19 protein-coding genes and 1 riboswitch are annotated in these 20862 nt (G+C 70.7%); of the genes, 11 read left to right on the forward strand and 8 right to left on the reverse strand.

The genetic code is table 11. The features are described 5' to 3' along the window. Positions 1 to 68 precede the first annotated feature (68 nt). From E0500_RS32220 to E0500_RS32245, 6 genes are all read left to right on the forward strand, one after another. Positions 69 to 689: a heme-copper oxidase subunit III gene (locus tag E0500_RS32220; RefSeq protein ID WP_131571360.1), complete on the forward strand. Its 621-nt coding sequence runs from the start codon at positions 69 to 71 to the stop codon at positions 687 to 689. Positions 690 to 781: 92 nt separating this feature from the next. Further along, on the forward strand, positions 782 to 1591 hold the full coding sequence (locus E0500_RS32225) for a c-type cytochrome (protein ID WP_131571357.1): 810 nt from the start codon (positions 782 to 784) through the stop codon (positions 1589 to 1591). Next, positions 1588 to 2646: a ubiquinol-cytochrome c reductase iron-sulfur subunit gene (locus E0500_RS32230; RefSeq protein WP_131571354.1), complete on the forward strand. Its 1059-nt coding sequence runs from the start codon at positions 1588 to 1590 to the stop codon at positions 2644 to 2646. The genes E0500_RS32225 and E0500_RS32230 overlap by 4 nt, the downstream gene beginning before the upstream one ends. Beyond that, positions 2643 to 4280 carry a cytochrome bc complex cytochrome b subunit gene (locus E0500_RS32235; RefSeq protein ID WP_131571351.1) on the forward strand — a complete coding sequence of 546 codons (1638 nt, stop codon included), beginning with the start codon at positions 2643 to 2645 and terminating at the stop codon, positions 4278 to 4280. The genes E0500_RS32230 and E0500_RS32235 overlap by 4 nt, the downstream gene beginning before the upstream one ends. Positions 4281 to 4432: 152 nt before the next feature. Further along, positions 4433 to 5497 carry an anthranilate phosphoribosyltransferase gene (gene trpD, locus E0500_RS32240; protein ID WP_131571348.1) on the forward strand — a complete coding sequence of 355 codons (1065 nt, stop codon included), beginning with the start codon at positions 4433 to 4435 and terminating at the stop codon, positions 5495 to 5497. A gap of 375 nt (positions 5498 to 5872) precedes the next feature. Next, positions 5873 to 5989: riboswitch (SAM riboswitch) on the forward strand. 158 nt (positions 5990 to 6147) lie between these two features. Beyond that, complete coding sequence (locus tag E0500_RS32245; RefSeq protein WP_131565788.1) at positions 6148 to 7545, forward strand: aminotransferase class V-fold PLP-dependent enzyme; 1398 nt, start codon at positions 6148 to 6150, stop codon at positions 7543 to 7545. On the opposite strand, the gene E0500_RS32250 is transcribed toward E0500_RS32245, so the two are convergent. From E0500_RS32250 to E0500_RS32280, 7 genes are all read right to left on the reverse strand, one after another. Continuing rightward, entirely contained in the window at positions 7500 to 8729 is a 1230-nt protein-coding gene (locus E0500_RS32250; RefSeq protein ID WP_131565790.1) for a glycerate kinase, read from the reverse strand. The genes E0500_RS32245 and E0500_RS32250 overlap by 46 nt on opposite strands. 11 nt (positions 8730 to 8740) lie before the next feature. Continuing rightward, entirely contained in the window at positions 8741 to 10156 is a 1416-nt protein-coding gene (locus E0500_RS32255) for an SLC13 family permease (RefSeq protein WP_165935071.1), read from the reverse strand. 77 nt (positions 10157 to 10233) lie between these two features. Then, positions 10234 to 10896, reverse strand: coding sequence for a response regulator transcription factor (locus E0500_RS32260; protein ID WP_131565792.1), 663 nt, complete (start codon positions 10894 to 10896; stop codon positions 10234 to 10236). Next, complete coding sequence (locus E0500_RS32265; RefSeq protein WP_165935072.1) at positions 10893 to 12350, reverse strand: ATP-binding protein; 1458 nt, start codon at positions 12348 to 12350, stop codon at positions 10893 to 10895. The genes E0500_RS32260 and E0500_RS32265 overlap by 4 nt, the downstream gene beginning before the upstream one ends. Further along, a complete protein-coding gene (locus E0500_RS32270; protein WP_131565794.1) occupies positions 12319 to 12588 on the reverse strand; it encodes a small secreted hydrophilic protein in 270 nt (89 codons plus the stop codon). Before E0500_RS32270 ends, E0500_RS32265 begins: the two co-directional genes overlap by 32 nt. A gap of 166 nt (positions 12589 to 12754) precedes the next feature. Continuing rightward, positions 12755 to 13036 (reverse strand): Lrp/AsnC family transcriptional regulator, encoded by a 282-nt coding sequence (locus tag E0500_RS32275; protein ID WP_131565796.1) that lies wholly within the window; start codon positions 13034 to 13036, stop codon positions 12755 to 12757. Beyond that, the gene (locus tag E0500_RS32280) at positions 13033 to 13764 is read right to left on the reverse strand and encodes a rhomboid family intramembrane serine protease (protein ID WP_131565798.1); all 732 of its coding nucleotides are present in this window, start codon (positions 13762 to 13764) and stop codon (positions 13033 to 13035) included. The genes E0500_RS32275 and E0500_RS32280 overlap by 4 nt, the downstream gene beginning before the upstream one ends. A 152-nt stretch (positions 13765 to 13916) precedes the next feature. On the opposite strand from E0500_RS32280, the gene E0500_RS32285 reads away from it, so the two are divergent. The 5 genes from E0500_RS32285 (at position 13917) to E0500_RS32305 (ending at position 19497) form a co-directional block, all read left to right on the forward strand. Next, positions 13917 to 14159 (forward strand): hypothetical protein, encoded by a 243-nt coding sequence (locus E0500_RS32285; protein ID WP_131565800.1) that lies wholly within the window; start codon positions 13917 to 13919, stop codon positions 14157 to 14159. Between the two features lie 47 nt (positions 14160 to 14206). Then, on the forward strand, positions 14207 to 15556 hold the full coding sequence (locus E0500_RS32290; protein ID WP_131565802.1) for an NYN domain-containing protein: 1350 nt from the start codon (positions 14207 to 14209) through the stop codon (positions 15554 to 15556). 364 nt (positions 15557 to 15920) lie between these two features. Next, positions 15921 to 16952 (forward strand): C40 family peptidase, encoded by a 1032-nt coding sequence (locus E0500_RS32295; RefSeq protein WP_131565803.1) that lies wholly within the window; start codon positions 15921 to 15923, stop codon positions 16950 to 16952. Between the two features lie 260 nt (positions 16953 to 17212). Beyond that, positions 17213 to 18238: an NlpC/P60 family protein gene (locus E0500_RS32300; RefSeq protein WP_131565805.1), complete on the forward strand. Its 1026-nt coding sequence runs from the start codon at positions 17213 to 17215 to the stop codon at positions 18236 to 18238. A 44-nt stretch (positions 18239 to 18282) separates the two neighbouring features. Beyond that, positions 18283 to 19497: a hypothetical protein gene (locus E0500_RS32305; protein ID WP_165935073.1), complete on the forward strand. Its 1215-nt coding sequence runs from the start codon at positions 18283 to 18285 to the stop codon at positions 19495 to 19497. Positions 19498 to 19524: 27 nt separating this feature from the next. On the opposite strand, the gene E0500_RS32310 is transcribed toward E0500_RS32305, so the two are convergent. Beyond that, on the reverse strand, positions 19525 to 20781 hold the full coding sequence (locus tag E0500_RS32310) for a glycosyltransferase 87 family protein (protein ID WP_131565807.1): 1257 nt from the start codon (positions 20779 to 20781) through the stop codon (positions 19525 to 19527). Positions 20782 to 20862 lie beyond the last annotated feature (81 nt).

A 20862-nucleotide genomic window follows, 5' to 3' on the forward strand; every position in this document is an offset into this window, starting at 1 on the left:
CGGTCCGTACACCCCGGACACTCCGAACAGCACCCCCGGGAGTGAGGGCGGGATAAGCGACCGACATAATGTCGGTCGTGGCGACAGCAACGACAGTAGATACCGGGCACGCGCACCCGTCGGTCAACCGGCCGAACCTCACCAGCGTCGGAACCATCATCTGGTTGAGCTCCGAGCTGATGTTCTTCGCGGCCCTCTTCGCGATGTACTTCACCCTGCGTTCGGTGACCGGAGCCGATTTCTGGCACGAGAAGGCCAGCGCGCTGAACTTCCCGTTCTCGGCGACGAACACCACGATCCTGGTGCTCTCCTCGCTCACCTGCCAGCTCGGCGTGTTCGCCGCCGAGCGCGGGGACGTGAAGAAGCTCCGGATGTGGTTCATCGTGACCTTCATCATGGGTGCGATCTTCATCGGCGGTCAGATCTTCGAGTACACCGAGCTGGTCAAGGAAGAGGGTCTCTCGCTCTCCTCCGACCCCTACGGCTCGGTCTTCTACCTGACCACCGGCTTCCACGGCCTGCACGTGACGGGCGGTCTCATCGCCTTCCTGCTGGTCCTCGGCCGCACCTACGCGGCCCGGAGGTTCACCCACGAGCAGGCGACCGCCGCCATCGTCGTGTCCTACTACTGGCACTTCGTCGATGTCGTCTGGATCGGCCTTTTCGCCACGATCTACATGATCAAGTAATCGGGCTGCCGTCCGCGGCGGACCCGTCGGCCGCGGCCAACCGATCACAGCCAGAAGCATCGACGCAGAAAATCCTGACACCGGGGTAATCCGTGAAAAAGCTCTCCGCACGACGACGCCATCCTCTGGCGGCGGTCGTCGTCCTATTCATCGCGCTGGCGGCCTGCGCGGGGCTGTACACCGCCTTCGCGCCCGCGGACAAGGCGCAGGCCGATGAGTCCGCGCAGTCCCTCGCCATCGAAGAGGGCAAGAAGCTCTACGCCGTGGGCTGCGCCAGCTGCCACGGCACCGGCGGTCAGGGCACCTCCGACGGGCCGAGCCTGGTGGGTGTGGGCGCCGCGGCCGTCGACTTCCAGGTCGGCACCGGCCGTATGCCGGCCCAGCAGCCGGGCGCACAGGTCCCGCGGAAGAAGGTCATCTACTCCCAGGCGGAGATCGACCAGCTCGCGGCCTACATCGCCTCGTTCGGCGCCGGTCCCTCCATCCCGACCAAGGAGGAGTACAGCCCCGAGGGCGCGGACATTGCCAAGGGCGGCGAACTCTTCCGCACCAACTGCGCGCAGTGCCACAACTTCACCGGCAAGGGTGGTGCGCTGTCCAAGGGCAAGTACGCGCCGACTCTTGAGGGTGTCAGCCCGAAGCACATCTACGAGGCCATGCAGACCGGCCCGCAGAACATGCCGTCCTTCCCCGACACCACGCTGACGGAGAAGAACAAGAAGGACATCATCGCGTACCTCGACGCGGTCAACAGCGACGACACCGTGGAGCCCGGTGGTCTCAGCCTCGGCGGTCTCGGTCCGGTCAGCGAGGGCCTGTTCGCCTGGGTCTTCGGTCTCGGTGGGCTGATCGCCGTCGCCGTATGGGTCGCCGCTCGGACCGCAAAGGCCAAGAAGTCATGAGTAGCCAAGACAATCCCGAAGAGAACCTGCCCGCAGAGCAGGAGCACGCGCCCGGTGCGGTGACCGTCGCGGACGAGAAGAACCCGTTCGCCGACCCCGGCCTGCCGCCCCACGAGCACCGCGTACAGGACATCGACGAGCGGGCCGCCAAGCGCTCCGAGCGCACGGTCGCCCTGCTGTTCACCGTGTCGATGCTGGCCACCGTCGGCTTCATCGCCTCGTACGTGACGATCGGTATCGACACGTCGGTCTACGTCTGGCCGATCGGGCACGTCAGCGCGCTGAACCTGGCGCTGGGCACCTGCCTGGGTATCGCCCTGTTCTGCATCGGCGCCGGCGCGGTCCACTGGGCCCGCACGCTGATGTCGGACGAGGAGATCGCCGACGAGCGCCACCCGATCGAGGCCACGCCCGAGGTCAAGGCCAAGGTCATGGCCGACTTCAAGCAGGGCGCCAAGGAATCCGCGCTCGGCCGCCGCAAGCTGATCCGCAACACGATGTTCGGCGCGCTGGCCCTGTTCCCGCTCTCCGGCGTCATCCTCCTGCGCGACCTCGGCCCGCTGCCCGGCACCAAGCTGCGCCACACGATCTGGTCCAAGGGCAAGCTGCTCGTCAACATGAACACGAACGAGCCGCTGCGTCCCTCCGACATCCAGGTCGGCTCGCTGACCTTCGTCAAGCCCGAGGGCCTGGAGGAGCACGACCACGACTTCCAGACCGAGATCGCCAAGGCCGCGACGATGATCGTCCGCATCCAGCCGGACAACATCAAGGACAAGCAAGAGCTTGAGTGGTCCTACCAGGGCATCGTGGCGTACTCGAAGATCTGCACCCACGTCGGTTGCCCGATCTCCCTGTACGAGCAGCAGACGCACCACGTCCTCTGCCCCTGCCACCAGTCCACCTTCGACCTGTCCGACGGCGGCCGGGTGATCTTCGGCCCGGCCGGCCACGCCCTGCCGCAGCTGCGCATCGGCGTGAACGACGAGGGTTACCTCGAGGCGCTCGGCGACTTCGAGGAGCCCGTCGGGCCTGCCTTCTGGGAGCGCGGATGAGCACGAACGAGAACAACGAGTCCCGCTCCCGCGGGAAGGCACCGGCCGGCGAGCGGGTCGCCGACTGGGCCGACGGCCGCCTGGGGATCTACTCCCTGGCCAAGGCCAACATGCGCAAGATCTTCCCCGACCACTGGTCGTTCATGCTGGGCGAGGTCTGCCTCTACACCTTCCTGATCATCATCATCACGGGTGTCTACCTGACGCTGTTCTTCCACCCGTCGATGAACGAGGTCACGTATCACGGCTCGTACGTCCCGCTGCAGGGGCAGCTGATGTCCGAGGCGTTCAACTCGACGATGCACATCTCGTTCGACGTGCGCGGCGGTCTGCTGATCCGGCAGATCCACCACTGGGCGGCGCTGATCTTCCTCGCCGGCATGTTCGTGCACATGATGCGCGTGTTCTTCACCGGCGCGTTCCGCAAGCCGCGTGAGGTCAACTGGCTGTTCGGCTTCCTGCTGTTCGTCCTGGGCATGTTCACCGGCTTCACCGGTTACTCGCTCCCGGACGACCTGCTCTCCGGCACCGGTGTCCGCTTCATGGAGGGCGCGGTCCTGTCCGTGCCGGTCGTCGGCACGTACCTCTCCTTCTTCCTGTTCGGCGGAGAGTTCCCCGGCGGCGACTTCGTGGCCCGCTTCTACTCGGTCCACATCCTGCTGCTGCCGGGCATCATGCTCGGTCTCGTGGTGGCGCACCTGATCCTGGTCTTCTACCACAAGCACACGCAGTTCGCGGGCCCCGGAAAGACGAACAACAACGTCGTCGGCATGCCGCTGCTGCCGGTCTACATGGCCAAGGCCGGAGGCTTCTTCTTCCTGGTCTTCGGCGTGATCGCGGTCATCTCGGCGATCGCCACGATCAACCCGATCTGGAGTATTGGCCCGTACCGTGCGGACCAGGTGTCCACCGGCGCCCAGCCCGACTGGTACATGGGCTTCTCCGAGGGCCTGATCCGTGTCATGCCGGGCTGGGAGGTCAACTTCGGCGGCCACACGCTCGTCCTGGGTGTGTTCATCCCGCTGATCATCTTCCCGCTGGTGCTGGTCGCGATCGCGGTCTACCCCTTCATCGAGGCCTGGGTCACCGGCGACAAGCGTGAGCACCACATCCTGGACCGCCCGCGCAACGCGCCGACCCGCACGGCCTTCGGTGTCGCGTGGATCACCTGGTACATGGTGCTGCTGATCGGTGGTGGAAACGACCTCTGGGCCACCCACTTCCACCTGTCGATCAACGCCATCACCTGGTTCGTGCGGATCGCGTTCTTCGTGGCCCCGGTCCTCGCGTTCATCATCACCAAGCGCATCTGCCTCGGCCTCCAGCGCCGGGACCGCGACAAGGTGCTGCACGGCCGCGAGACGGGCATCATCAAGCGCCTGCCGCACGGTGAGTTCATCGAGGTCCACGAGCCGCTCAGCCAGGAGCAGCTGCACACGCTCACCGCGCACGACCAGTACGAGCCGGCCCAGATCGGCCCGGCCGTCGACGAGAACGGCGTCACGCGCAAGATCAAGGCTTCCGAGAAGCTGCGCGCCAAGCTCAGCAAGGCGTACTACAACGAGGACAGCCAGATCCCGAAGCCGACCGTCGAGGAGTACAAGGAGATCACGAGCGGCCACGGCCACCACTGATCGCTGCGCTCGCCACGCGCAAGCCGAAGGGCCCCGTCCGTTGTACGGACGGGGCCCTTCGCGATGCTGCGGGGCTGGATAGGGTGGACCCGTTGAGACTCGTGTTGATCCATTGATCCATTGATCTTTGATCCATGACCCAGGAGCGGCTTATGAGCGCTGTGACCCCCGCTGGAGGCGACACCGCGGCGGGCCGCTCATGGCCCGCACTGCTGAACGGACTGCTGGACGGCCGCGACCTCACGGCGGACGACACCGCCTGGGCGATGGACCTGATCATGCGCGGCGAGGCGACGGACGCGCAGATCGCCGGGTTCGTGGTGGCGCTCAGGGCCAAGGGCGAGACCGTCGAGGAGATCGGCGGGCTGGTACGGACGATGTACGAGCACGCCAATCTGATCGAGGTGTCCGGCACGACCGTCGACATCGTCGGTACGGGCGGCGACGGCGCGAAGACGGTGAACATCTCCACGATGTCGTCGATCGTGATCGCCGGTACGGGCGCGAAGGTCGTCAAGCACGGCAACCGGGCCGCCTCCTCCGCATCCGGCGCCTCGGACGTCCTGGAGAAGCTCGGCGTCAATCTCGAACTGACCCCGCAGCGTGTGGCCGAGGTCGCCGAGGAGGCCGGGATCACCTTCTGCTTCGCGGTGAAGTTCCACCCGGCGCTACGCCATGTGGGCGCCGCACGTGGGCAGTTGGGTATCCGTACGGTGTTCAACGCCCTCGGGCCGCTGACCAACCCCGCCAGGGTGCGGGCCCAGGCGGTCGGGGTCGCCGATCCGCGTATGGCGCCCATCGTCGCGGGTGTCTTCGCGGAGCGCGGCAACTCCTCGCTGGTGTTCCGCGGCGACGACGGGCTGGACGAGCTGACGACGACGGCGACGTCCCGGGTGTGGGTGGTCCGGGACGGCAAGGTGACGGAGGAGACCTTCGATCCGCGGGACGTCGGTATCGAACTGGTCCCCGTGGAGGCACTGCGGGGCGGTGACGCGTCCTACAACGCGGATGTGGCACGACGGCTGCTGAACGGTGAGACCGGGCCGGTGCGGGACGCTGTGCTGCTGAACTCGGCTGCGGCGCTGGTGGCGTTGGAGCCCGGGGACGGTTCTCTCGCGGCCCAGATCCGCGCGGCCATGGACAGGGCCGCGGAGTCGATCGACTCGGGGGCGGCCCGGCTGGTGCTGGAGCGGTGGGTCTCGGCGAGCAACGCGTAGCGAACCAGGGTTCTCCTCGCCCCCGCCGCCCCTACCCGTCCCATCCCCAGGGGCTCCGCCCCTTCGACCCCGGCCAAGGGGGCTGCGCCCCCTGGACCCCCAGGGTTCCGGGGCTGTGCCCCGGCCCCGCCTTCGGGGCTCCGCCCCGGACCCCGTTTCGGGGGCCGGCCCCCGCACCCCCGCTCCTCAAACGCCGGAGGGGCTGAACGATCCAGCCCGTCCGGCGTTTGAGGACGAGGCCGTTCAGGCCGTTCAGGCTGGATGGGACGGGTAGGGGTGGCGGGGGCGGAAGAAGCCAGCGGTACCGGCCCGCATCGTTCCGCCATCCGGACACCCCCCTTGCGCCCGAATGATCCTGTGGCAGGATGCTGGGCAGGTCATGAGCGACAGCCACAAGGCCCCGGCCGGCTGTCCGGCAACCCTCCGTCCGTGGCGGGGTGCCCCGGGTGAAGACCGGGCCGTAGGCAGCGAGGTCTGCGGCAAGCGCGGACCAGGGAGCCTTCTGTGAACAAGCGAATGCGATAGGGCCGCAGAGCCCCGCCTCCGCATTTCTCTTTTCTTCATCCCGCCCGTGCCGTGGTTCGCCTCAGCCGCCCGTCGCGCTGTCCGGTACGGAACGGAATTCCGCCTGCTTTCACGGGAGTTCAGCCATGTCCTTCTCCAGCTTTGCCTCCGCCTCCGCGTCGACCTCCACTCCCGCCGCCGACCAGTCCCTTCGCGCCCCGCTGCCAGTCCTGGGACGGGACGTCACCGTCCCGCTCGTGACGGGTGGCGAAGTGACGTACGCCGCGCTGGACTACGCTGCCAGCGCCCCGGCCCTGCAGCGTGTCTGGGACGACGTGGCCGCGTACGCGCCGTACTACGGCAGCGTGCACCGGGGTGCCGGGTACCTGTCCCAGCTGTCCACGGACCTCTTCGAGAACGCCCGCAACACCGTCGCCGAGTTCCTCGACTGCCGCGGCGACGACCAGGTCGTCTTCACCCGCTCCACCACCGACTCGCTCAACCTCCTCGCCGCCGCGCTCCCCACCGACTGCCAGGTCTTCGTGTTCGAGACCGAGCACCACGCCTCGCTGCTGCCCTGGCGGGACGCCCACGTCACCTATCTGAACGCCCCCCGCACCCCGGCAGAGGCCGTCGCCACCGTCGAGCGCGCCCTCGCAGGCCGCGACCCCCACGGACCCGCCCTCGTCTGCGTGACCGGCGCCTCGAACGTCACCGGCGAGCTGTGGCCCGTCCGCGAGCTGGCCGCCGCCGCGCACGCCCACGGCGCCCGCATCGTCCTCGACGCCGCCCAGCTCGCGCCCCACCACCCCGTATCCGTAAGGGAGTTGGACGTCGACTGGGTGGCCTTCTCCGGGCACAAGCTGTACGCGCCCTTCGGCGCCGGCGTCCTCGCCGGGCGCGCCGACTGGCTGACCGAGGCCGAGCCGTACCTCGCGGGCGGCGGCGCGAGCCGGAAGGTCTCCCGGCGTGCGGACGGGGGAGTGGACGTGGAGTGGCACGTCAGCGCGGCCCGCCACGAAGCCGGGTCCCCGAACGTCATCGGCGCCTACTCCATCGCCTCCGCCTGCAAGGCCCTCACCGAGGCCGGGTTCGACACCCTGGTCGCCCGTGAGCAGTACCTGATCGACACCGTCCGCGCGGGCCTCGCCGAGGTGCCCCAGGTGCGCGTCCTGTCGCTCTTCGGGGACGACGCCCCGCGTGTCGGCGTCCTCTCCTTCGTCGTCGACGGGTGGAACAGTTCGCACTTCGCGGCCGCCCTCTCCGCCGAATACGGGATCGGCGTACGGGACGGGCTCTTCTGCGCCCACCCGCTGGTGCGGACGCTCCTCGGCAGTGACCCGGAAGCCCAGGGCGAGTGCGGCGCCCCCGAGGCCGCGCCCGGCGAGAAGTCCCTGAACGCGATCCGGGTGAGCTTCGGTGCCGGTACGCCGGACGAGCACATCGAGCGGTTCCTGGGCGCGGTCAAGGAGCTCGTCCGGGACGGCGCCCAGTGGAACTACCGTACGGAGGAGGGGCGTTGCGTGCCGGACACCTCCGCGTGAGCCGGTAGCCCGGCACCCGCCGCACCCGCCGCACCCGCTGGCAGCCGGGTGCCGAGCCGGATCATCCGCAGGGCGCGCTCCGTGGCGTCCGTGAGGAGTTCCGCGGCCCGGACCAGCGCCTCGGCCAGCGCCATCGGGGCGGGCAGGATGCCGTGGCAGGCGTCCACGCCCGGCACGTCGTGCGCGCCCTCGCCGAGCGTCCCCGCCAGGGCGAGCACCGGCCGCCCGTGCAGCTTGGCACGGCGGGCCACCTCGGCCGGGACCTTGCCGCGCGGCGTCTGGTGGTCCAGCGCGCCCTCGGCGGTGACGACCAGGTCGGCGCGGGCCAGACGGGCGTCCAGGTCGAGGTGGTCAAGGAGCACCTCGAAGCGGGGCAGCAGCCGGGCGCCCAGGGCGGCGAGGCCCGCCCCCAGGCCGCCGGAGGCTCCGGTTCCGGGGCCGCCGTACAGGTCGGTCCCGCCCGCGCCCAGGTCGCGGGTCAGTACGTAGGCCCAGTTCTCCAGGCCCGCCGACAGTTCCTCGACCTGTGCGGGGGTCGCGCCCTTCTGCGGGCCGAAGACGCGGGCCACCCCGCGCTCGCCGCACAGCACGTTGTACGGGTTGCAGGCGACCAGCAGTTCGACGTCCTTGAGGCGGGGGTCCAGGCCCGACGGGTCGATGTGGTGCAGGCGGGGCAGCTCCCGGCCGCCGGGCGGGAGTTCGAAGCCGTCCGCGTCGAGCAGGCGGGCTCCGAGCGCTTGGAGCGCGCCGGCGCCCCCGTCCGACGTACCGGAGTCGCCGCAGCCCACCAGGACGCGTCGTACGCCCTGGTCGAGGGCCGCGCGGATCAGCTCGCCGACGCCGTACGTCGTCGTGGCGCCCGGGTCGCGGAGGCGGTTCGGGACGAGGGAGAGGCCCGCGACCGCCGCCATCTCGACGACCGCAGTGTCCCGGCAGCCGAGCAGCGCGAAGTGGGTGCCGACGGGCTCGCCGAGCGGGCCCGTGGCGGGCAGGGCGACCAGCCGGCCCCCGGTCGAGGCGGCCAGCGCGGCGGCCGTGCCCTCGCCGCCGTCCACCAGAGGGATGAGGTCGATCCGGGCCTCGGGCACGACCCGGCGGACACCCGCCGCGATGGCGTCGGCGGCGGCCTGGGCGGACAGGGACTCCTTGAAGCCGCTGGGGGCCACGGCGATACGGCTGAGCATGAGACGACCTCCTAGCGGGTCAGGGGCACGCCGAGCAGCGGCCACACCGCGACGGCGAAGAGCAGGACGAGAGCGGCGGTCAGCGGCGCCAGGACGGCGGACAGACGCAGCAGGTCGCGCGGGGTGTACGTGGGCGTCCCGGGGATCTCGGCGAAGAGCGTGACCGGTTTCGCGGAGGCGGGGAGCGTGTGGCAGAAGCCCGCCGCCGCGGTGGACGCGAGGGCGGCCGCGACCGGATTGACCCCGGCGCCCACTGCCGCCGCCACCACCAGCGGGACCAGCACCGACGAGCGCGCCGAACGGGACTGCAGGACGAGGTGCGCCGCCGTGCTGACCACGATCACCGCGGTCAGGAACACGGCCGGCGACACGCCCCCGGGGAGCCCGGAGACCAGCCACTTCGCCGCGCCCGAGTCGGCCAGCGCGACGCCCATCGCCATCGTCGCGGCCATGAACAGCAGCAACGACCAGGGAACCGTCTTCAGCGCGTCCTTCAGCCGTACGGTGCCGAGGGCCGGCGAGGACGCGACGACCGCGCCTATCAGTGCCACGACCGCGGGCGGCACCCGGTGGAGCGGCTCGGCGCACCACAGGACCACGACCGTGGCGAGCAGCAGCGCGCACCGGGTCTCGGCCTGCGACCAGGGGCCCGTGACCGGGCGGTCGCTGTGCTGCTGGATCTGCTCGGCGGTGATGTGCACGGGGCCCCGGCGGTCCGCGCGCCGGGTGGTCGTCAGCAGGACGGCCTCGGCCGCCAGATGGGAGGACACCACGGCCAGCGGCAGGCCAAGCAGCAGCCACTCCGTGAAGCCGATCCGGTCACCGGTGGCCTCCCACAGCACCGACACGGTGATCAGATGCGCGCCCGCCCCGATCAGAGTCGCCACCGCCGACAGAAGGATCACGGTTGGAAACAGCAACGCCAGCATCACGACCAGTCGTTTCCGGTCGGAGAGTGCCTTGGCGAGGGCGAGGAACACCGGCAGCGCGAGCGCGGCCCGGCCCGAGGTGGCCGGCACGGCGAAGGCCGTGACCACCAGCGCGGCCGTCGTCAGGTGCGTCAGCTGCCGCACGGTGCGCGCCCCGCCGACCAGGAACACCGCTGCCCGCCCCGCAAGGCCCGTCCGGCTCACCGCCGCCGCCAGCACGAACGCGCAGATCAGCAACCACACCGTCGAGTCGCCCAGGGTGCCGAAGAGCGTGTCGCTGCTGATCACCCCGGTGACCGTGAGCGCGAGCCCGGCGCCCAGCGCGATGTACGTGTCGTCGATCGGCGTGGCGATCCAGGCAGACGTGGCCAGGGCGAAGACCGCGAGCGTGAGACGGGCGTCACCGCCGAGGCCGGGGAAGTTGCCGGGCACCACGAGCAGCGCGCACAGGGACAGCGCCGCACACAGGGCCACGGTCAGGCGGAGGTTCAGGGTCACGTCATCGAGGGTCCTGCCGGGCCGTGAGCCGTCGATGAGCCGCACATGAAGGAAACTTCACGCGGCCGTTCGCCCCGTTACGACGGCAACCGGTACCCCATCCCGCGAACCGTCTCCACCCGCTCCGAGCCCAGCTTCTTCCGTAGCGCGCGCACGTAGACGTCCACGATGTTGGAGCCGGGATCGAAGTCGTACCCCCACACGTGCGACAGGATCTGCTCACGGGACAGCACCTGCCCGGGGTGCCTCAGGAACAGCTCCAGGAGCACGAACTCGCGGGCCGTCAGATCGACCGTCCGCTCCCCGGACCGGGCCCGCCGCGTCCGCAGGTCCAGGCTCAGCGAACCGGACCGCAGCACCGTCACCTCGGGCGCGCGTGCCGCCGTACGCAACCGCAGTCGCACCCGCGCGAGGAGTTCCTCGAAGCGGAACGGCTTGGTCATCCAGTCGTCGGCGCCGCCCTCCAGACCGGCCACGGTGTCCCGTACGGAGTCCCGCGCGGTCAGCACGATCACCGGGATGGTCACGCGGGCCTCCCGCAGTTCGCGCAGGACCGTGAAGCCGTCGCGGCCGGGCAGCCCGATGTCGAGGACGATCAGATCGAAGCCGCCGGTCAGTGCGTACTCGTACGCGGCCTCGCCGTCGCCGACCACGGTGGTCGTGAATCCGCCCGCGCGCAGGCCCTTCTCCACGAAGGCGGCGATGCGTTCCTCGTCCTCGACGATGAGAATGCGGTTCACGGGCGTGCTTCCTCCAGGCTCAGTACGAAGGTGGCGCCGCCGCCCACCGTGCCGTGCAGACGGACCCGGCCGCCATGGGCCTCCGCGATCGCCCGCACGATCGACAGCCCGAGCCCGGCCCCCGAGCCACGGGCGCCGCGCCGGGCCGTTCCGCGCCGGAACCGCTCGAAGATGACCCGGGCGTCCTGCGGTTGGACACCGGGCCCGCAGTCCACGACGTACAGCTCGACGCACGAGCCGTCGGCGCGGGAGCCGATGCGGATGGTCTGGCCCGCCGTGGTGTGCTGCACGGCGTTCTGCGCGAGCTGGACCATCGCCTGGGTGATCCGCTGGGGGTCCAACTCCACCTCACGGTCGGCGACTTCGGCGAGCTGCCAGTCGCGGTCGCCGAGGGTTCGGGCCTTGACGTAGACGTCGGCGGTCAGTTCGGCGAGCTGGACGGGCTCCGGGGTGACGAAGTCGGGGCGCTCGGCCTTGGCGAGCAGGAGCAGGTCCTCGACGATGCGGCTCATCCGGTCGAGTTCGTCGGTGACGAGGCGGACGGTCTCCTCGCGCTCGGCGGGATCGTCGCCCATCAGCTCCAGATGGCCGCGCACGATGGTGATCGGGGTGCGCAGCTCGTGACCGGCGTCGTCGACGAACTCCCGCTGGGCGGCGAAGGCGCGCTCCAGCCGGTCGAGCATGGCGTTGAACGTCTCGGCGAGCGCGGCGACGTCGTCGCGTCCACGCACCGGGATACGGCGGGTGAGGTCCTGCTCGGTGAGCTGTGCGGCCGCGGCACGCACCAGCCGTACGGGCTGCAGGATCCGCCCGGCGACCACCCACCCGATCCCGGTCGTCAGCACCAGCGCCACCCCCGAGATGGCGAGCAGTATGCGGAACACCTCGTCCACGCCCGCCTGTTCGCGCCCCGGGTGGAAGGCGACGACGAACGCGGCGTCCGGTTCGCTGCCGTGCCGGGCGACGGCGACCTTGGCCCAGCGGATCTCGCCCGCCGCCCGGTGCAGGATGCCGGTGGAGTCGGGCGAGTCGTAGATACGGCGCCGGGCGTCGGCGTCCTGGTGCAGGGGTACGGCGACCGGGATGTCGCGGGGCGGCTGGATGATCTGCGCGGGGCCACGGCCGTCCCGGCCCACCAGCCCGATCAGCTCCTCGTCCGGGTCGGCGTACTGCCGCTCCAGGAAGACGTACAGCAGCCGCCCCGGATCGGTGAACGGCCGACCGGTCTCCGGGTCGACGCCCCGCTCCTCGAAGTGGGCGAACTCACCGGCCTCCTGGGCGAGCAGCCCGCTCACCCGGAGCTCGACGTCCCGGAGCAGTATCGAGCGCGTCGTGGCGGCCACCGAGCCGAGGGCGACGGCCATCATGAGCAGCAGCCAGAGCAGGATGCGGACGCGCGCCGTGAGCGACCGTCGCGGCCGGTCATCCGTCGTCGCCGGGCCCGTCGTCGTCATCGTCATCATCCGCGGAGCTGTCCGTCACGGGAGGCCGTGACACGACCTCGTCACTGGGCGTCGGCGTCGGCACGGACGGGGTGGGCGCCGGCGAGGAGGGCGAGCCGCTGTCCAGTTCGACCTTGGGCGGAACCTTGGGCGACTCCGGACGGTCACTGAGGGCAAAACTGGTGGCGGCGATCCCGAGAGGAATCACGACCACGGCGGCAAGAGCCGCCATCCGGCGAGAGAAAACCATGGGCACAGCCTGCGTCGGGCACCCGACAGCAAGGATGAGCCGAAGATGAGGAACTCTTCATCCGAGGGGAACTGCATGTGAGCCAGGGGCGCGGGGCTGTATCGATGTGCGGCTCCGCCGCGTGGGCGCGAGAAACCACGACGCACCCGCACCCGCCAACGAACCCTTAGCTGTCCAAACCGATAGCGAACGCAGCCTCAAGATCATGCTGCGAATACGTACGGAACGCCACATGCGTATCCGTGGCCTCAACCCCGGGAATCTTGCTGATCCGCCCCGGAATCACATCGGCGAGATCATCGTGGGCCTTCACCCGGACCATCGCGATCAAGTCGTAGGTACCGGTCACGGAGAACACCTCACTGACGGAGTCCAGTGCGGCGATCGACTCGGCGATCTCGGGGATCCGGTCCACGCTGGTCTTGATGAGCACGATCGCGGTGATCACGGCGGGTTCTCTCCCTCGGGGGCGGACGCTGGTGATGTCACTCTAGTTGGCCGCATGTACCGCACCCACGCGTAGGCGAAGCCCAGGCCGAACCCCACGACGTGCGCCAGGTAGGCCACCCCGGGCCCCCGCGTGGCCTGGCCGGCCGCGATCCACTGGAGGGCCACCCAGAACGGCAGGGTCACCCACGCAGGAAAGCGCAGGGGAAGGAAGAAAAGGAACGGAAAGAGGCTGGTGACCCGCGCTCCGGGGAACAGGTACAGAAACGCGCCGAGGACCGCGGAGATCGCCCCCGACGCCCCGACCAGCGTCTGCGACGAGTCGGCGTTGGCGACCGCGTACCCCAGCAGGGCGAGGCAGCCGCAGCCCGTGTAGAAGAGAGCGAACTCGATGTGGCCCATCCGCTCCTCGGCCATCGCCCCGAAGACATAGAGGAACAGCATGTTGCCGAGGAGGTGGAGCCAGCTCCCGTGGATGAACAGCGCCGTCACCGGGGTGAGCGCGGCCCGCGGGTCGGCGCCGATCAGTTCGACGGGCACGACGCCCCAGCGCCGGAAGTACGCCTTCTGTGCGGTGAGCAGTTCGTCTCCGGTGCCGTACCCGGCGTTCATCCCGGACGCCGGGCCGATCAGGAAGATCACGCAGCAGGCGCCGATCAGTCCGTATGTCACCGGCGCCGGGTGTTCCCGCAGCGCCCGGCCTGCCTTCGCGCTCCACTGCCTGATCATGATCAGAGCATGACGTAACCGGACCGAACCGCACAGACCGCCTCGCCGCCATGGCCGGACGGGCGGCGGGTACCCGCCAGGCCGTAGGGTTACGACCCACACGCACCAGGGAAACTGGCGCATCACGGAGACTGGAAGGAAGAGCAGCCACGATGACGACGGTTCCCCTGCCGACCGACACCACCCGCTGGCGCTGCACGCTCTGCGGCAACCTCACGCGGTTCGACGTGACCCGCTCGTCGAAGGTCGTCGAGTACGTGCATCTCGACCTGGCCGGGGATCCGAAGGTGGAGGAGCGCGAGGTGCTCAGTGAGACGATCGAGTCGGTGCGCTGCCGCTGGTGCAACGCCGTGGACCAGGTGGAACTCGTGGACAGGCCGGGGGCAGGCTCCTGACAGGAGCGGCCCCCGCAGAGGTACCGGTACAGGTATTGGGGTGACGGATGGTGGAGACCGCAGGCGGGGGGCCGGGCGACGGCGCCGCTGAGGTGCTCGACCGTCCGCTGCCCGAAGGCGTACGCCGACGCGTCGTACAGATCGTGTCCGACGGATTCGGCGGGCTGACCGTCTCGGAACTGCCCGCGCAGCTCAGACAGTACGCCCGGTTCGCTCCCAACCGGAGAGCCAAGTTCGCGGGCAACGCCATGGCGGCGGCTCTGGAGGGCGACACACTGTTCCGGCAGCGCATCGGGGAGCAGTTCAGAGAGGCCCAGCCCGAGCTCGCCGCCGCCCTCGACTCGGGCGCGCCGCCCCCGGCCGCGGACCCGCTGGATGTGGCGGCCGCGGCCTATGTGCTGCGCCCCACGGGCTGGGTGAAGCTGGTCACCGCGGCCGGCGAGGAGGCCCAGCGGGCCGACGCGGAGCGCGCGGACGAGGAGAGCCGCGCCGAGCTGGAGCGGCTGCGCGCGGAGCTCGTCGAGGCCCGCGACCACACGAGGGCCGAGACCGAGCGGCTGCGCGCGGAGCTGGAGTCGGCCAAGAAGGAAGCGGAGTCGCTCCAGCGCAAACTGCGTGCCGCACTCAGCGACATCAAGCGTGGCGAGGCCGCGATGCGCAAGGTGCACAGCGAGATCGAGGCCGTACGCGCCGAGAGCCACGCCCAGGTGTCGGCCGCCGAGAGCGAGACCCGGCGGCTCAAGGCACGGCTGGGGGAGGCCGAGGCGGCGTTGGAGGCCACCCGGCGCGCCGCGCGCGAGGGGCGCAGCGTCGAGGACATGCGTGTACGGCTGCTTCTGGACACCGTGCTGGACGCGGCCCAAGGGCTGCGGCGGGAGCTGGCGTTGCCACCGGTGTCCGTACGGCCCGCCGAGACCGTGGACGCCGTCGAACCCGGCCGTATGACCCCGAAGGACATCGCCGCCCGCGCACTGTCCGAGAACGACCCCGCGATCCTCGACCAGTTGCTCGCGCTGCCGCAGGCGCATCTCGTCGTCGACGGCTACAACGTCACCAAGACCGGCTATCCGCAGATGCCGCTGGAGAAGCAGCGGCTGCGGCTTCTCGGGCAGCTCTCGCAGCTCGCCGCGCAGACGAACGCCGAGGTGACGTGTGTCTTCGACGGCGCCGAGCTGGCCGCGCCCGTGCTGCTCGCGCCGCCGCGCGGGGTGCGGGTGCTGTTCTCCAAGCCGGGCGTCACCGCTGACGAACTGATCCGCCAGCTGGTGCGCGCCGAGCCGCCCGGGCGTCCGGTCATCGTCGCCTCCACCGACCGTGAGGTGGCCGACGGGGTGGCCAAGGCCGGGGCCCGGCCGGTGGCTTCGGCGGTCCTGCTGAAGCGCTTCTCACGCGGCTGAAAACGGTCCCTGGGCCAGGTCAAGGGGGACTGGGATTCCGCTCCCTCTGAACGCGCGGCCGTTCTGGTCCGTACATCCCATGGGCCGCGTACGTCGCAAGCGCAACCTGTGAAGTGGAATGCCCCAATTGGGGGTTCCGTCACGCAACGTAGCGTCAATGACGCATCACTGCATGTGAGTTGAGGGCAAAGAATGCGCTGCGTCACATACTTTTTTCACGTGAGGATTTGAACTGATCACAAGAAGGTCACTAGGGTCTGGCTTCGAACCTCCGCTCGGTTGATCACTCATTAGGGGTGACGGTGGAGGGGCACCGCCCACCGGCGTGTCGGTAGGCGGCTGAAGGAAGAAGGAGCTCGCCTCCGTGGCGTCCCACCGTCGACCGAAGCAGCCGAACCGCGCACGTGTCACCGTGCTCACCACCGCAGCTGCTGCCGCCGTGGCTCTGTCCTCGCAGGCCGCCAACGCCGCGCCCAGCGAGAAGCCGAGCAAGGACGAGGTCAAGTCCAAGGTCGACGCGCTCTACGAAGAGGCGGGGCTGGCCACCGACAAGTACAACGGGGCCAAGGAGAAGCAGAAGAAGCTCGAGAAGGAGATCGACACTCTCCAGGACCAGGTCGCGCGCGGCCAGGGCGAGCTCAACGACCTGCGTGAGGGCCTCGGCCTGATGGCGAGCTCCCAGTACCGGACGGGTGGCATCGACCCCTCCGTCCAGCTCTTCCTCTCCGCCGACCCGGACGACTACCTCGACAAGGCGTCCACGATGGACCAGCTGAGCGCTCAGCAGATCGAGGCGCTGAAGAAGGTCCAGGACAAGCAGCGGGTGCTCGCCCAGCAGCGCGAGGAAGCCGCCGGGAAGCTCAAGGACCTCGCCGACACCCGCGAGTCCCTGGGCGAGAAGAAGAAGGAAGTCCAGGACAAGCTCGCCGAGGCGCAGAAGCTCCTCAACACCCTGACCGCCCAGGAGAAGGCGGCGCTGGCGGACGAGGAGCAGCGCGCCAGCCGCTCCGCCGGGGAGCGCGTCGAACTCGGCAACGAGGCGCCGGCCTCCGAGCGCGGCTCCGCCGCGCTCGCCGCCGCGGACACCCAGCTCGGCAAGCCGTACGTCTCCGGTGGCAGTGGCCCCAACTCGTACGACTGCTCCGGGCTGACCCAGTGGGCATACGCCCAGGCGGGGGTCTCGATCACCCGGACCACGTACACGCAGCAGAACGACGGCCCGAAGATCGGCCGCAGCCAGCTCAAGCCCGGCGACCTGGTCTTCTTCAACAACCTGGCGCACGTCGGCCTCTACGCGGGCAACAACACGGTCCTGCACTCCCCGAAGCCGGGTGCCGTCGTCCGCTACGAGTCGATGAACACCATCGGTTCCTTCCAGTTCGGCGTCCGTATCTGACCGGCGCTCCGGCCGCTCCCCGCCGTTCGCGGTCCCTTCGCGATCAAGGCGCCGTAGCGCCCGAACGGGCGAATTACCACGACCCGCGCTGACCCCACGCCCCGCTGATGACCTGCGTCTGAGGCGGGGCGTCGCGCTGTGTGCCCGTTGTGCACCCTATGGCGTCTTTGGTCGGCGCCTGGCCACGGGGCTACTGTCTGGCCGTTTCCCCCTGTACAGGGGGACGGTCCGTGTCCGCCAGCGAAGGGAGAGCGGCTCCCGTGGGGTCCCACCATCGCCGCCTTGTACCGCCCGGGTTCAACCGGGGCGCGAGCGCAGCGCTCTGCGTACTGTCCGCCGCCGCCGCGGCTCTCGGTGCCGTACAGCCGCTACCGGCCGCCGCCGCGCCGTCCGACGACACCCGAGCCGAGGTGGACCGCCTCTACGAGGAGGCCGAGCGGGCCACCGAGGCCTTCAACAAGGCCGACGAACGCGCCGGCACCCTGCGCGAGCAGGTCGGTGCCGCCCAGGACCGGATCGCCCGCCAGCAGGAGCGCGTCAACACCATGCGGGACGCGCTCGGTTCACTCGCGGGCGCCCAGTACCGCGCCGGCGGGGTCGACCCCTCGCTCATCCTGCTGCTCTCCGAGGACCCCGCCGGCTACCTCGACAGGGCCGCCGCCCTCGACCGGATCAGCGCCCACCACGCCGGGGAACTCAAGGACCTCCAGCGGGCCCTGCGCGACCTCGCCCAGGAGCGCGAGGAGACGACCGGCAGGCTCAAGCGGCTGGAGAAGAGCCGCAGGGCCGTCGCCCAGCACAAGCGCACCGTCGAGCACAAACTCGCCAAAGCCCGGCGGCTGCTCAACTCCCTCCCGGCCGAGGAGCGCGCCGAGTACGACCGGGTCTCCCGCGCCGGCGGCACCCACCGGTCCGACCCCGCGGGCGCCGCCGCACCCAGCGCCCGCGCGGCCGCCGCCATCGCCGCGGCCCGCGCCGCTGTCGGCAGGCCGTACGTGTGGGGCGCCAACGGGCCCCACGGCTTCGACTGTTCGGGCCTCATGCAGTGGTCGTACGCCCAGGCCGGCGTCGGACTGCCGCGCACCTCGCAGGCCCAGCGGTACGCCGGCCGCCATGTGCCGCTGTCCGAGGCACAGCCCGGCGACCTGGTCCTCTACCGGGAGGACGCCAGCCACGTCGGCATGTACGCGGGCAACGGCCAGGTCATCCACGCCCCGTACCCGGGCGCACCCGTCCGCTACGACCCGGTCGGCATGATGCCGGTCTCGGCGGTCACACGGGTCTGAACCGGCGTGCGACACATGCGGCGGGTCACCGTACGATCGGGAAGGTGGCGGGTCGACGGCATGCGGTGCGGGCAGGGCTGTCCTTGGCGTTGGCCCTTGTCGTGGGCTGCGGAGGCGGCCCCGCACCCGATGCGGCGAGGACCGACGTCCAGCACGTGCTCGACCGGCGCGCGGAGGCCGTCCTGGAGCGGGACGAGTCGGCGTACCGGGGGACTCAGGCGCCTGTGTCCGGCGGCCGGGCCCACCCTGCCGCCGGCGCGGCCGAGTTCGCGAACCTGCGCGGCCTTCCGCTCGCGTCCTGGTCGTACCGCCTGACCGGCTTCCACCGCTCCGGGGACCGGGCGACGGCCGAGGCGGAACTCCGCTACCGGATACGCGGGTACGACAAGGCCCCCGTCACCGCCGCCCGCGCGCTGACGCTGACCCGCGACGACGGCACCTGGTACGTCGCCTCCGACGAGCCCGCCGAGAAGGCCGCCGAGCAACTGTGGGAGCAGGGCGCCGTCCGGGCCGTGAAGGGTGAGCGCAGCCTCGTCCTCGGCGTCGGGCAGTCGGCCTCGGCGCTGCGCGGGTACGCGGCGCTGGCGGACCGGGCCGTGCCCGCGGTGACCGAGGCGTGGGGCGACGGCTGGGCGGGGCGGGTCGTCGTCCTCGTACCCCGGTCGCTGGACGGGATGGCCGGGCTGCTCGGCGCCCCCGCGTCCGGGTACCGGGGGATCGCGGCGGTCACCACGGGCGAGACGGGAGGCTCCCCGAAGGCGCCCGCGGACCGGATCATCGTCAACCCCGACGCGTACGGCGTCCTCGGCGGCCTCGGCCGGCAGGTCGTGCTCACCCACGAGACCACCCACGTCGCCACCCGTGCGGCCACGACCGCGGCCACGCCCCTGTGGCTCTCCGAGGGCTTTGCCGACTGGGTCGGCTACCGGGGGGCCGGGCGCACGGCGGTCCAGGTCGCACCGGAACTGCAGCGCGCCGTGCTGGAGGGCCGCACACCGAGCCGGCTGCCCACGGACGCGGACTTCGGCTTCGGCGGCAACGCGACGCAGCTGGCGCAGGCGTACGAGAGCGGGTGGCTGGCCTGCCGGATGATCGCGGACCGCTGGGGCGAGGTCCGGCTGAACGAGTTCTACCGGGCCGTGGCGGACCACGAGAGGCGCGCGGGCGCCGTGGAGGGCGCGCTGCGGGACGTGCTCGGCACGACGCCGGAACGGTTCACGGAGCAGTGGCGGGCGTATCTGCGGGCCCAGCTGGTCTGAACCTCAGCCGAGGCTGGTGGAGGACTCCTACTGGCCAGGGGCCGTCGGATCGAGCAGCCCGTCCGGCGATTGAGGACGTCGCTCCTCGGGCCGGTGAACCATCTGTTCGCGCCGGATGCCGACCGTGTCCTGCCACAGCTCCAGCGCGGCGAACAGCGTCGCGAGGACGAGCAGGCCGTTGCGGGCGAAGAGCAGAAGGACGCCCAGCCAGTCGCTCGCGACCACGTGGTCGAACCAGACGGGGAACTCCAGCACGGTCAGCAGGCACGCGGCCAGGACCAGGTACGCGGGCACCACCATCCGGCCGGCCCTGAAGCACAGGCAGACCGCGGCGAGCCCGACCAGCCACACCATGTACTGCGGGCTGATGACCCGGCTCGTGGTCGTGAACATCAGCACCGCCACGAAGGCCGCCTCCGCGAGCGTGTGCGGCGCGAACCGCCTGGCGCGCACCCGCCACAGCGCCAGCCAGCCGAAGGCCCCCGCGCTCAGCAGCAGGGCCGCCATGCTGACGACGTCGACGTACGGGCCGAGGAACTCGACCGAGCCGTAGTTGAGCAGCACCTGGCCTTCCCAGCCGAACTGGCGGGCCACGTGGAGGGCGAGCGCGCCCAGGGACTCGATCTCCGTGCCCCTCTCGCGCTGGAAGGTCAGGAAGGCGAAGGCGCCCGGCATCCAGGCCGCGAACAACGCCGCCAGCACCGAGCCGGTCACCGCGGCGGAGAGCCACGCCGCGCGCTTCCTCGCCCCCACGAGCAGCAGCACCGGCCACACCTTCAGCAGCGCGCCGAAGGCCGCGAGCGCCCCCATCACGCGCGGGTGACGCGCTCCGGCGAGCAACGCGGCCACCGCGACCGCCGTCACCATCACGTCGTACCGCGCGTACACGGTCGGCCCGAGCAGCGCCACGCCCACGACCCACACCCAGGCGCCGCGCCGCACCCCGCCGGGACGCGTCCCCGCGGACCACAGCAGCGCGAGGACCACCAGGTCGGACAGGAGGACCAGGGCGAAGAATGCCGGCGCGTAGCCCAGGAACGGCAGCAGGGCGGGGGAGAGGATCGCGAGCGCGGCGCCGGGCGGGTACTGCCACGTCACGTCGCCCAAGGGGTATGTGCCGCCGCGCAGGACCTCGTACCAGCCCTGGTAGATCACCGAGACGTCGGTCGTCACGTCCGGGCCGGGGAAGACGAGGAACCTGAGGACGAAGAGCAACAGGAGCAGCCTGGTCGCGGTCCAGGCCGTGAGGAGCCCGACCGGGAACCGCTGTGTGCCCGCCGCCATGTCCACCTCCGCCCTTGCTCGTGTGTCCCGTATGTGGGGACATGATGTCCTGTCCACCTGGGAGAGAGCTCGCGGCGTGGC

Source organism: Streptomyces sp. KM273126 (genome assembly GCF_004337435.2).
In the GTDB taxonomy this organism is placed as follows: Bacteria; Actinomycetota; Actinomycetes; order Streptomycetales; family Streptomycetaceae; genus Streptomyces; species Streptomyces acidicola.